Source organism: Crocosphaera watsonii WH 8501 (assembly GCF_000167195.1).
GTDB lineage: Bacteria > Cyanobacteriota > Cyanobacteriia > Cyanobacteriales > Microcystaceae > Crocosphaera > Crocosphaera watsonii.
The window spans coordinates 660,728-673,425 of the sequence record NZ_AADV02000002.1 but is presented as its reverse complement, the minus strand read 5'-3'; the positions used below and the strand labels follow the sequence as shown (position 1 = coordinate 673,425).

12 protein-coding genes are annotated in these 12,698 nt (G+C 34.7%); 4 read left to right on the top strand and 8 right to left on the bottom strand.

All coding sequences use genetic code 11. The features are described 5' to 3' along the window. Window positions 1-23 precede the first annotated feature (23 nt). Window positions 24-419 (top strand): hypothetical protein, encoded by a 396-nt coding sequence (locus CWATDRAFT_RS06815; RefSeq protein WP_007303072.1) that lies wholly within the window; start codon window positions 24-26, stop codon window positions 417-419. A 119-nt stretch (window positions 420-538) separates the two neighbouring features. On the opposite strand, the gene CWATDRAFT_RS06810 is transcribed toward CWATDRAFT_RS06815, so the two are convergent. After that, a complete protein-coding gene (locus CWATDRAFT_RS06810) occupies window positions 539-745 on the bottom strand; it encodes an alcohol dehydrogenase catalytic domain-containing protein (protein WP_042711227.1) in 207 nt (68 codons plus the stop codon). Window positions 746-818: 73 nt separating this feature from the next. Here CWATDRAFT_RS06810 and CWATDRAFT_RS06805 point away from each other — a divergent pair, with 73 nt between their 5' ends. Further along, a complete protein-coding gene (locus tag CWATDRAFT_RS06805; protein WP_042711226.1) occupies window positions 819-1,280 on the top strand; it encodes an SRPBCC family protein in 462 nt (153 codons plus the stop codon). Between the two features lie 7 nt (window positions 1,281-1,287). Here CWATDRAFT_RS06805 and CWATDRAFT_RS06800 read toward each other — a convergent pair whose 3' ends face one another. The 5 genes from CWATDRAFT_RS06800 to CWATDRAFT_RS06780 form a co-directional block, all read right to left on the bottom strand. Then, window positions 1,288-3,633, bottom strand: coding sequence for a hybrid sensor histidine kinase/response regulator (locus CWATDRAFT_RS06800; protein WP_007304315.1), 2,346 nt, complete (start codon window positions 3,631-3,633; stop codon window positions 1,288-1,290). Between the two features lie 39 nt (window positions 3,634-3,672). Beyond that, on the bottom strand, window positions 3,673-6,249 hold the full coding sequence (locus CWATDRAFT_RS06795) for a methyl-accepting chemotaxis protein (protein ID WP_007304314.1): 2,577 nt from the start codon (window positions 6,247-6,249) through the stop codon (window positions 3,673-3,675). Window positions 6,250-6,326: 77 nt separating this feature from the next. Beyond that, the gene (locus CWATDRAFT_RS06790; RefSeq protein ID WP_007304313.1) at window positions 6,327-6,791 is read right to left on the bottom strand and encodes a chemotaxis protein CheW; all 465 of its coding nucleotides are present in this window, start codon (window positions 6,789-6,791) and stop codon (window positions 6,327-6,329) included. Between the two features lie 8 nt (window positions 6,792-6,799). After that, a complete protein-coding gene (locus tag CWATDRAFT_RS06785) occupies window positions 6,800-7,168 on the bottom strand; it encodes a response regulator (protein ID WP_007304312.1) in 369 nt (122 codons plus the stop codon). A 734-nt stretch (window positions 7,169-7,902) separates the two neighbouring features. Beyond that, window positions 7,903-8,100: a hypothetical protein gene (locus tag CWATDRAFT_RS06780; RefSeq protein ID WP_007304311.1), complete on the bottom strand. Its 198-nt coding sequence runs from the start codon at window positions 8,098-8,100 to the stop codon at window positions 7,903-7,905. Between the two features lie 250 nt (window positions 8,101-8,350). On the opposite strand from CWATDRAFT_RS06780, the gene CWATDRAFT_RS06775 reads away from it, so the two are divergent. Beyond that, window positions 8,351-8,887: a peroxiredoxin gene (locus tag CWATDRAFT_RS06775; RefSeq protein ID WP_007304310.1), complete on the top strand. Its 537-nt coding sequence runs from the start codon at window positions 8,351-8,353 to the stop codon at window positions 8,885-8,887. 58 nt (window positions 8,888-8,945) lie between these two features. Here CWATDRAFT_RS06775 and rsgA read toward each other — a convergent pair whose 3' ends face one another. Both rsgA and CWATDRAFT_RS06765 read right to left on the bottom strand, forming a co-directional pair. Beyond that, window positions 8,946-10,079, bottom strand: a complete 1,134-nt coding sequence (rsgA, locus tag CWATDRAFT_RS06770; RefSeq protein ID WP_007304309.1) for a small ribosomal subunit biogenesis GTPase RsgA — start codon at window positions 10,077-10,079, stop codon at window positions 8,946-8,948. A gap of 80 nt (window positions 10,080-10,159) precedes the next feature. Beyond that, window positions 10,160-11,860 carry an IS200/IS605 family accessory protein TnpB-related protein gene (locus CWATDRAFT_RS06765; RefSeq protein WP_007304308.1) on the bottom strand — a complete coding sequence of 567 codons (1,701 nt, stop codon included), beginning with the start codon at window positions 11,858-11,860 and terminating at the stop codon, window positions 10,160-10,162. Window positions 11,861-12,248: 388 nt separating this feature from the next. Here CWATDRAFT_RS06765 and CWATDRAFT_RS37075 point away from each other — a divergent pair, with 388 nt between their 5' ends. Beyond that, entirely contained in the window at window positions 12,249-12,662 is a 414-nt protein-coding gene (locus tag CWATDRAFT_RS37075) for a hypothetical protein (RefSeq protein ID WP_007304307.1), read from the top strand. Window positions 12,663-12,698: the final 36 nt, after the last annotated feature.

The following is a 12,698-nucleotide window of genomic DNA, read 5'->3' as shown; positions in this document are numbered from 1 at the left end:
GTTGTTTGTTACAGTTAAGGCTAATGTCATCACATTCCGAACTTAAGACCAGTCAAGATGTCCACCTGAGAGCCAAACAAATTAAGAGTCTAATTCGCTCTCTTAAACAGAAAATAAAGAAAATTGAACGGGAAGGGGAAGTAGCACCAGCTAATTGTCATATTATTCGTTATCAGGTTAATGGAAAGGGAACAATCTACTGGTATTACAAACTACAGGCTGCTGAATCAATTTTTCCTATGGCCACTAATAATGAGAAAAAAACCAAATATAAATATTTAGGACGAGCCGGAAGTTCTGCTCATATTGATGCTGTAGAAAAACTCACTAGAAGAAATCTCATTGATGAATTAGAACGAGTCATTCAATCTCTAACTGAAAGCTACTTAGATATCTATATTGGAACCGAAACTGAATGAAGCTATTTAATATTTAAAATCCCCTAAAAAGATGGAAAGAGAGTTTTTAAAATCACCTTAATTCTCTATTTTAGCTCTGGAGATATGTTTAGCGTAAAATTTACGCTAACAATTGTTTTTTATCCAAAGTCCAATTGTTCAACAACGCCAACAAATTCGTGGCCAAGAATTCCCTGATAAGGATAATAACCCCGTAGCAACTCCAAATCAGTGTTACAAATGCCAGCTTGTAGCACTTTAACCAATGCTTCATCGGTGGTTGGTTGAGGAATGGGAAGATCACTTTTTAATTGTAATTGCTGCTTTTCTAACCAAAGTCCTTTCATAATTGGATCGCTAGTTTTTAATTTAGATATTGTAAAATTAATTATAAGATACTGTCTTGATATTTACTTAATTATGTCCTCAACCCAAATTTTTGAACAAGCTATTCTCATTAAGGCCAGTGCGACAATGGTTGAACGTCGTATTACGGATTTAGACTTAATGCACCGTTGGTTAAATCCGGCCTTGAAGTGCGAACCCATCCGAGAATGGAGTACAGAAATTGGGGGAAGAAGTCGCTTTATTATTAAAATCCCTTTAGTTAATCCTACTTTAATTAGTCATGTAATTGAACGGGAACCTGGGTTAATTGTCTGGCAGTTTACTGGATTTTTTAAAGGAAGCGATCGCTGGGAATGTCAACCTACTGAAGCAGGAACGAAACTAATTAATCGTTTTGAATTTCAAGTTCCTAACCCCTTGGTAAGTTGGGGGTTCAATCAATTTGCTGCTTCCTGGACGAAAAACGATATGAAAGCACAATTAAGAAGATTAAAACGGGTGGCAGAAGAGACTTATAGATTAGAATGCAGTTAAAACTTCTTTAATTAATTGGCTGCTCAACTGTCAAAAAAGATTCAATGGTTTTGAGCAAAGTTTTAGCAAGAATGGGCTTCCCTAAATAGGCATTAGCCCCTAATTCTGTTCCCTGCTCTCGATGACGTTTGCCGGTTCTAGATGTTGCCATAATCACAGGAATATGGGCATACTGTGGTTGAGAACGGACTATTTCGAGTAGTTCAAACCCATTAAGACGGGGCATTTCTACATCAGAAATAATTAGATCCACTCCACCCTGATGAAGTTCTAATTTTTCTACAGCTTCTTGTCCATCACGACAGAGAATAACATTAAACCCGACTTTTTCTAAAATTCTTGCTAGTAAACGTCGTGTAGCAACCGAGTCTTCTGCAACTAAAATTGTTCCTTTTCTGTTGAGGGAGTTGAGTCTATTTCCTTGGGATAATAAATTAGATTTTGTCTCTGAGAAAACAGTAAAAGCTTGAGGCGAAATAACAGGAACAATTTCCCCTCCTCCTAAAATTGTACATCCTAGTAAGTAAGTCGGGAGAATTACGGTTTCATCGAAGGCTTTAACCAACAATTTTTCTTCACTGAGCAAGTTATCTACCATCACTAAAAAGGGATGAGAAGAACTTTCTAAAATTAGTCCAACTTTAGATTTAATAGAAAGATGACAACTATTTTTATCAGATAGTAATTGAGATATCTGTAGCACAGGAATCCATTGATTTCTCCACTTAACCCGAGAAGCATCGACTTGATCCCAGACTAATTCTGATACTGAAGTTGTTTCTAAAACGCTAGAAGTAGGTAAAGCAAAAAGACGATTTTGCCAGCGAATAAACAATAGGGACATAAAGTTGAGATTGAGAGGAATATTAATAGTAAAAGTTGTTCCTTTTTGGTCCTCACTTTTAACTTCAATTGTTCCTCTTAATTTTTGTATCTTATTACGAACAATATCTAAGCCAACTCCTCTTTCTGAGAGTTCACTAGCCATATCAACAGTAGAGAAGTTTGGATGAAAAATCCATTCTAGAATCGCTTCTTGAGATAACTTATCAAAGGTTAATTTAGAAGAAATAAGCCCTTTTTCTTTTGCTTTTTGATAAACTTTATATAAATCAATTCCTTGTCCGTCGTCTTGGATAAGAATCTTTAATTGATGATTATCAATACTAGCGTACAATTTAATATTAGCCTGTTCTGGTTTATGATGAGCTAATCTTTCTGATGGTAATTCAATGCCGTGGGAAAGAGCATTATTGATGAGATGGGATAAAGGAGTTTGTAATTGTTCTAACAAAATTTTATCAATTAATACCTCTTCTCCCTCAATTAATAAATTAACGGATTTATTACATCGATAAGCTAAGGATTGTACTTGAGGGAAAAATCGTTGACCAATAGTTCTAAAAGGTACTAATCGAGATTGGGTTACATTTCCATAAAGAGAATCAACATTAGTCTCAAGTCCATCTAAATTATCAGAAACGTCTTGATTAATGAATTTTAAATCAGCATAATTTTCCTGAAATTGAAGCATTAATTCCTGAAATGTTTGTAAGCTAATATGAATTTCTGTGTAGCGATCTAATTCTAAACTATCAAATTCTTGTTGATTCTGGGGTGCGATCGAAGCGGGAGCGATCGCTAACTGATTATAAAAATTTTGTACTTGTTCTTGAATCGGTTCAAGTTGACGAGATATACTGCGTATTTTTCGGGTTACTTGAGATAGTTGTTGTTGTCTTAACCTTAATCTTTCTCGAATAACTAATAATTCTTCTACCTCATTCGTCATTAATTCTAACCTTTCTAAAGAAATCCGTAGATTAGAAGATGATAGAGAATCTTCTTGATAATTTGCCGAATTAATACTATTATTTACTGGCTCAGGTTCTGATTTGACCTCGATATTCTGAGGCTTTTTCTCAGGAATTATATTAGTAGCTGTAGCCGAATATGAATCAATAAAATCAGCTAATTTTTTTAATAATTTAGCATCAACAAATATTTCTTCGTCTCCCTCTGCCTGATGTAATAAAATTGTTATCTCATTAACAATAAACTCTAATAAAACCCAAGCTTCTTCAGTACGAGAATTAGGCAGTTTTTGGATAATTGCTACAATGTCCTCAAAACTATGAGACAATTCCATAATGCTAAATAACTGAGCTATTCCTGCACCGCCTTTTAAGGAATGTGCCGCTCGTAATAATTCAGTAAAATTAGCATTTTCGTACCCTTTTTCTATCTCCGTGTTTAATACGCAAATATATTCGGGTGCATCTTCGTCTAAAAAGCATTGACGGGCTTCTTTCGTCATTTCAGCAAGGGTAATTTCATCTAGTTCAAATTTCATATTTTCCTCAATTTGTAATCTTAATAACAATAAAAAAATCTAAGCTTGTAAGCGGAACTTCTCTACAGATATCTGTAAAACCTTCATTTCTTCAACTAAATCATGAAGAGATTTAACAACGTTTTCTGCTTCTGATGAAGTGTTTTGAGAGATATCAGCAATTTCGTGTATTTTCTGATTAATTTGTTGAGAAGCGTGGGTTTGTTCCCCAGTGTTTTGAGTAATCTGTTGTAGATAGTCATCGATATTTTCGCTAGTTACAGCTAAACCTTGTAAAATTTCTTGGGTTTGACGAATTAACTGCGTCCCTGTGACAACTTCTGTGGTACTCTTTTCCATATCTTCTAATACCAAAGAAGTATCTTCTTGTATGGTTTCTACAAGATATTGAATATCTTGGGTGGCTTCATTTACTTTGGTGGCTAAACGACTAACTTCTTCGGAAACTGTCTTAAACCCTTGCCCGTGTTCCCCTGCTCTTGATGCTTCAATAGAGGCGTTAAAAGCTAACACATTGGTTTTCTCAGAAATTGAAGAGATAATTGTCACAATTTGCGAAATTTCTTGGGAAGATTCTGCCAATTTCTTCAGTTTTTTAGCTGTTCCGGCCACGGAGCCGCGAATTTTTTGAATACTATTAACTGTCTGATTCATTGCGATATCACCTTCTTGGGCTTGTTGACGAGCTAATTTAGCAATACTAGCTGCTTCTTGAGTTGAGTTAGCTACGCTTTGAATCGAGTTATTGATATCGGCAACCCCTGCAAAAACTTGGTTAATTTCTTGAGCTTGATTAATAGCTGCCTGAGAAAGATTTTTAAATTCTTTTTCCTTTTCTAATACTAAATCATTGACTTCGTAGGAAACATTTTTAACTTGAGAAACTAAGTCACGAAGACTACGAATAGTAATGTTAAAAGCATCTGCTACTGAGCCGACAACCCCATCTGTAACTTGAGCTTCAACCGCTAAATTACCCTGCTGTGCTTCTTCAATATCTAACAACATTTTAATCACTTCTTGTTGTAGATTTTCTCGAGCTTTTCTCTGATTTTCTGATTCTTTTTCTTGTTGCTCCCCGTAGTAAGATAGTTCTGCTTCCGAGGCCACAATACTATCAGCCATGATATTAAAAGTTGTTGCTAGTTCTCCCATTTCATCATTGGCAAATTTTTCTGCTCTAACCTGACGATTTCCTGATGAAAATTCTGTGGTTATTTCTCTTAATTGATTAAGGGGTTTAAGAATAGCTTGACCTAGTAGTTTGGCTAAAATAACACTAGCCACTATAGCCAATAATGCAGCAATAGCTTGAAGACTGAGACTTTGTAATATTAATGTATTTAAAGCCTTATGAGGGGTTCCTCTTAATAGAACTCCGATGGGTTTATTTTCATAATTAAATAATGCTTTGGCTGCTACTGTATGGGGTTTGTTATTAATGTTTATAACCTTAGTAACTACTTCTCCTTGAGCATCAATGGCTTTTTCTAAGATTTTATTATTTGGCAGATTAGGATTTTGGGTAATAACTCCCCGAGAATTAAGTAATTGGGCTGTTGCTAAGCTAAAATCCCCCGATTCTTTGTATAAATAAACGCCACTATAACCATTATTAAATGCAGTTAGTGTATTATTAACAATAGGCTGTTTAACTACATCTCCAGAAATCAAGGCTCCAACAATTTCAGCTGTCCCATTACGAATCGGTGTAATAGTGTAACGGCTCAAAAACTCAGGCTTTGCCTCAGTATTAATATCTATATCTTGAGCCAACATTTTAGCAGCAAAGCTATTTTCTTTAGCTAACTCGCCATAAGAAATAATTTCAGTAAATTTACTTTTTTTTCCTGTTTGAAGTGCTTTTGTAACTAATCCATAGGGATCAAAAGATGTTTTATTTACCGTTATTTTTCCCGTAGCGATTATCATCCCTTCTTTATCAACCAATTTAACTAATTCTAGTTTTTGCTTATGAAGTTCATTGGCTAAAGTTGTCAAAACTTGACCGGTTGCTTGTTGTGTTTCTGCTGCTTCAATTATTCCTAAGTTATTAGCCTGACTATCAAATGTCAACTCCATTTGTTCAATTTTCAGGTTATAGTTAATTTCAGCAACTTTTAGTTCTGATTTTGCTTGATTAACTAATTGAAATCGACCATTAGCAACAATTAAAACTGCACCAACACCGACTAAAGTTAAAATAGAACCAACTTCTGAAGTTAATAAAACAGCTAACTGTTTAGTTTGAATCGGTAAATCATAAAAGCATTTTAATAATCTTTTGTGCAGAGGAAGTGATTGAATTTTCTTATCATCTATACTTGATTGAATCTCATCTTTATTCTGAGCATGATAATTTTCTTTGGTAAAAGTTTCAAGAGTAGCTAAGGCTTTTTGAGCAATAGCTTTGTAGGTTCCTTCTTTATCAGCTTGAATAACTTGACGATAGATTGAAATTGCCTTATTAATATCTCCAGCTTTTTCTGAATTAGTCGCTTCTACGATTAAAGTTAAGCAATCGTTACTATCAATATTTTCTGGGATTGGATTATTGGAACTATCTTCTTGGGAAGATTCTTGAGAATTTAAAGAACGGTTAGGGAAATCTAGCATTATTTTTCTGATTATTAATAATATGAGTAATTGCTAATTAGGTATTTTCTTAGGCTCGTAGTTATCATTAATAAATATTAATTAACTTTAGTTTGAATTACTTTAAAGATAGTGTCTGTGCCTAAAATACCGAAAGCTGCGTTATTATCAATGACAATTTTATCGAGAAAACATTGAAATGGGGATAAAAAACAATTAGATAAGATCGGTTCTGACTCAGTGTTTAAATTCAAAACTCCCTGTATTTTTTTAACAACTAAAGCTACTCTTTTCCGTGTTCCTGGTAGAGAAGATTTCATGATAATAGCGGTTAGGGATTGTTTCCAGGTATGTCCATCAGATTCTATCTGAAAAAATTGCTCAGTATCTAATACCCATAGTAAAGATACTTGATGGTTGATAACCCCCAATAAATAATTGGAAACTCCAGGAACTAAGCATATTTTTTCTGGCTCAATTTGTATCACTGTTCCCATATTTTCCAGTGGTAAAGCCAAATTAATTGATTGGGACAGTTCAACACTAAAATAATCTTTTTGCATTTTCTTGGTTAAGCAGTAATATATTTGGAAACAGCATGAATTAGTTCGTTGGGAGCAAAGGGTTTAGTAATGTAATCGTTTCCTCCCTGATGTAATGCCCAAAACCGATCAAATTCTTCAGATTTTGAACTACAAAAAACAATAGGAATATCTTTCCACTTAGGGTTAGCCCTAATTTTTCGGCATAGTTCTAATCCTGTTTCTTCGGGCATAATAATATCTAGAATAATTAAATCGGGAAAGTCATTGTTTTCTAACCATTCCCAGGCTAATTTTGCACTCTCTACGTTGGCTGTTTCAAATCCTGCATGGGTTAATAATGCAGAAATTAGTTTTCTTTGGGCATTGGTGTCGTCAACAACTAAAATGGTTTTCATAGGTGTACCTCCATTAATATGGAATGATTTTAATAATTAACATTTTTATTTTTAAGTAACTGAATTGAGGGTATTTTACAGAAGATGTTTATGATGATTTGACTGATTTTTTTTTGTTAGCCGTTCGATAATCTCAAGAAAGTTATATAATTAATATTATGGTCTTGATAATACAATTCCCAGGTAACAGATTTATATCGAGAATCTGTTATTTTCAGACAACCCGAGCCATTCTGTCCAATTATTAGATTATATAAGTCAGTAACTCTTCTAGGGATCTTTTTTTTCATAATTCTAATCACTATTAGACGATAAGCGATAACCCACTTATAGAATAGGGACTTTCATATACTCTTTACCTCATAGAAAATATCTAAATTTTAGATAAATAAAAATCTTATTTTAAATACATATACTAATTGACAAAATTATTTTTTTATGCTTGCAATAATAACTGCTTAAAATTATTTAATCCTTAAACTAAAATTAAACTACTTTTAAGTTTAGTTTAGCTACCGTAGATTTAGCTATTTGTTTATAGCGTTTCTCGGACTCAATATGTACACCTAATATCGCGCCTCCGAACTCCGAACTCCGAACTCCGAACTCCGAACTCCTAACACTAGAAAACTCTGTACCTCACAAGTATGAGAAGTGCTATATATTTTTATCAAAGCGCATTAAAATACCCTATCCGTCTGGAGGGTAGGGTTACTCAAAACTATCATTAAAAATTAAATTCCGTGACGAGAAGCCAACTTTTCAACCCTTGCCTGGGTTTCCTGGAGTAGCTGCTGTCTAGGAGTACCACTGTGGGTTAAATTAGGAACTAAATTTTTAGCTTGTAGTGTCATATGTAGTTGTAATTGAGCAACGTATTCTCCCATGGTTTCTTGAGAAAAAGAATCAATAGCATTGGCTTTTTCCATCATCAATACAATCCTCCTGGCTTTTAAATGGTTTATTAACTTATCCCCATAGAATTTATCATGACTCTTGCCCTCTTATGAGAGTATCTATGAAATTGTACACATTTCTCAACATATTGTAACTTTGTCTCCATTAAAAATGCTTTCTTGTGTTGACTCTGACTAGGTTTTCACTTAAGTTTGCCCTTCTGCAAAATATTCGGTTTAATTGTAAACTTATGTAAAGCAAACCTTAAAAAAGTACACAAGTGTTATGTTACGCCGTCAAATTTTAGCTATATTCTTAGCGATCGCCGTTATTTTATTCGGGACTCAGACTCCTGCATTGGCTTTAGGGGGACCCCAACCACCATTAAATGAACCTGCACCTAATTTCACGTTACCCACCAATACAGGAGACGGTGAAATTTCTTTATCTGACTATCGGGGACAGTGGGTGGTACTCTATTTCTATCCTAAAGATTTTACCCCAGGTTGTACCTTAGAAGCCCGTCGTTTTCAGCAAGATTTACCGAAATATGAGGCTATAAATACCCAAATTTTAGGGGTAAGTGTCGATGATGTTGACTCTCATCGAGAATTTTGCGATGCAGAAGGTTTGAAGTTTCCTTTATTAGCAGATACCACTGGAGAAGTGAGTAAAACCTATGGTTCTTTGTTAACAGGAATATCCTTGCGTCATACTTATTTAATCAATCCTGATGGTATTTTAAAGGAGCGATTTTTAGGGGTTAGACCTGCAATTCATAGTCAAGAAATTTTAGCTTATCTTGATGAAGTGAAGAGTTAGTAGTTAAAGTTAAAGAGATTATTCATACCTCAGAATGACATTAAGAGAAACAAGGTTTTTAAAAGTCTAAATCATCTTCAAATTCTTCTAACTCTTCTAAACTTTGATTATCATATAAATCTTGTAAGTTTTGATGCTTTTGTCGCCGAGAAGTTCGGCGATATTTTTTTGTCTCTAACTTGGGTTCATAATATTCTTCTCCAGATGTCTTGATTTTTACTTTAAGTGTTGATTCTTGATCCGCCATTTGTTGAGTCGCTTCTTGTTGGGCGATCGCTTCTTCTAAAAAAGTTAAGTAATGTTCGTATCGTTCCCATTTTTCTTCAATAACACAGTTAGGTTCTCCCCGATGAAGACAATTACTAAACTGACAAGTTCCCCGTTCTAGCTGTTTTCTAGCTTCAGGAAAATAGTGTATTAATTGACTCGGAGAGCAATCTAAATTAGGTTTATTAAATCCAGGGGTATCAGCTAATAATCCCCCTTGGGGTAACTCGAACAATTCCACATGACGAGTGGTATGACGACCTTTTTGTAACTTCCCTGAAACACGATTAACCCGTTGTTTAACTTGAGGAATTAAGGTATTAATTAAACTAGATTTTCCCACACCAGAAGGACCAGCAAGAATAGTAATTTTGTCCTTTAAACAGTTTTTTAGAGCTTCTAACCCTTGAAACGTCTTAACACTAATCAATAAGGGGTTGTAGCCCCATTTCTCTAGGCGTTCCTCCCACGTTTTTTGTTGGGTAGAGGTCAATAAATCAGCCTTATTAAGACACAATAAAAAGGGAATTTCTGTGGACTCAGCTTTGATCAAAAAGCGACTTAACTGCCAAGGTTCTAATAAAGGTTCATCTAAGGCAAAAACCAACAGCATTTGCTCTGCATTGGCCACTGGTGGCCGAGATAACTGGGTTTTGCGGTCTAAAACTTGAGCGATCGCCCCTCTAGCGTCTTGATAGTCCGGTTCTTCAACCATCACGCGATCGCCTACCATCACGGTTTGCCCAATTTTTTTTAACCGAGTGCGTCGAGTACACAATAAATGGGAGATGGCAGCATCATTATAGTCTTTTAGGGGACTATCTAAACGAACTTGATAAAAATTAGCTTGTACTGCTACCACTGTTCCGATAATGTTTGACACAGTGGTGGGTGAGGAATGGTGTAAAGAGGTTAGATCATGCACAGATTCAAGAAGTAATAAGATGATGGATTAGTTTATACACCTACTAAAAACCTGTTAATATCTAACAATTTCTTGTCAGACTAACAGTTTTGGGGCATCGGTGACTCCCCTTGGATTTTACTGTTTGAAAAAACTACTGGTTTTGAAGCAGATTTAACTTTCCTTCCTTGTCTGGGGGGAGATTTCCCCATTCTAGTTCGGGAAACTGCATCATGCAATGCCTCTAGGACTTTCGCTGATTCAAACATTTGGTGTCGGGAGAGTTTCTGCTCACGAAGAAGTTTACAGATTTTCCCCCATTGACCCCATGATTGCACCTCCTTATCCTCTGGTGAGGAGATGCAAACTCCTATTATTGGCTCCTTAGAACGAGGTATCCTTTCAGAGAACCCTAATGCTCGTCTGGCTATGACCATCGCCGCCGCATAAGCTGAATTTAACCCATATTTAGCCATATATTTCACCATTCCAATCACTGAAGTGGCAAAAGGATTCTTGAAAATTACTTCAATGCCATATTTTTCGGCCCTAGCTACCAAGAAAGCTCTAAATTTATCATAAATAAAACCACTGAACATCCGATTATATTTCTTAGAGGAATGTCTTAAAGTTGCTTTCTTTTTACTAAAATCTAAATCTTCACAAGCAATGGGACATTGATAACTCTCACCTATCCTCACAATTTCAGCCACAATATCCCTTAATTTTGCCTCAACTTGTCCCGTAGTTCCAGTAGGAATCTCCCAAGAAAATAAAGTTTTCTTTCCATCGGTGTGATGTAAATTTCTATCTTTTTTAACATAAACGAGGTCAATGGATTCAGCATTTAAGTCAATGCCTAAACAACCATTTCTTTTATGAGAAATATAAGGAACCGCTTGGACATAAGTGGATAAATGAATATACCATGGATTATCTTTATGTTCTCTTCTAAAAATTTGAACCGTGACGGGTTTATTAGATTCTAAGGCATACAATAAATCATGTTTACGTTGTTTAGTGATTTCAAATTCTAAAGTTATTTTCTGACCATAAATCTCTTGATAACAACGAGGAACTGTAATGGTAACGCTAAAGATATCATCTTGTTTATGATGGATTTTCGTCACAGGATTATTACCATTGACTGAACCTTTTCCCACACTATAAAAATTACCACCTCGCTTTTTTCTCCAATCTTCTAACCATTCTTCATGATTACTATACCCATTTTCTTCTAAATTATATTGAGCTTTAAATAACTTCTTTGAACCCCAACAAATATGTAACCTTTCTTCTTGTTTTAACTTGAGGAGTTGCTGTTGCTTTCGTTGTAATCTTTTTAACTTAGATTTAACTCCTAATAATTTCTTATTAAAGTTTCTTAGATTTTGCTGACTAGGATTTTTATACCCATTCTCTAGAGTTTCTAAATTTTCTGCTGCTTTGGCAAATCCCGCTTTTAAATCCGTTTCAAGAAAGGAGATTTGATTTTCTTTACCGGTGGTTAATTGGTCAAATACCGAACTAGCATTTGTAGCTAAACTATCAGCCCATCCCCATTGAATATTATACTTTTTTTGGTAACTTTTCTCTATGTTAATTTCGGATATTCCTTTTTGTCTGTCATTTAAAGCACTGCGTAAAAGACTTTGATATTGATTACCCCAATCTTCTAGAAATGGATGATATTCTATTTTACTTTCAATCCCTATCAGCCTTTGATAAATGGGTTTATCAGTCTTTTGTTTTGACCGACTTATCCGTGTTAATTTAGCTTTTAGAGACCTCTTTTTAGCCATTACCAGGAAGAATTTACTGTTTAATTATTCTAACATATTATCTTCGTTTTCAGTCGCTGACTGACTCCTATAATCTACTAATACTTATAATATTTTAGAAGATGTAGATAGGTTTTAGCTACCTAGACGAAGCAGTGTACTTCATTTCAACCCCTTCCTTGCTCTCTCCTCTTAAGATTTTCTTGGTAAATAATCCCTAAATTATATTTTTAATTGATATTAATACAGTCATAAATAATACAAATTAAGATTATTTTAAATAAATAAATATGTAGAAACAACGCAAATCTTATTTTTTAGCAATTTTTTGTAAAGTTATTTAACGGTTTGAGACATACTAAAAAAAAAGAAGTGATTTCTTAGATGAAGACCATTAACACAAATTGGTATGGCACAAACTTCGTTACACTCTTCCTTAACCACACACACACAATCTTCATTGAATGAAGAAAAACACTTACAAGTATTAGTATTAGAGATTGTAACATTAAAGAAACAATCAGTTTCCCAGAAAAATCGTAAGCTTGATCAATTAATTCGTTGTATTTCTCGGTCAGCTTATCTTAGAGGAAAAGGTAACTATTCCAGTAATATTTATGACGATGCGCTTAATCGTACTTTTTATTGGGTTGTGACTCATTTAGAAGAATATGACCCCGAAAAAGGGCGGTTTATGGGTTGGGTAAACTACCCGAATTTCTCACAAAATCTGCGATCGCCAAACACAGAAGCCTTACAGGAAGTGGGTTTGAACAGAGCGATCGCAGATTTCCCCAACCAACAGTCTGTTGTCAGATTTTAAGTTAAAATCAACCCGAATTAGACAAAGATGAAAAGA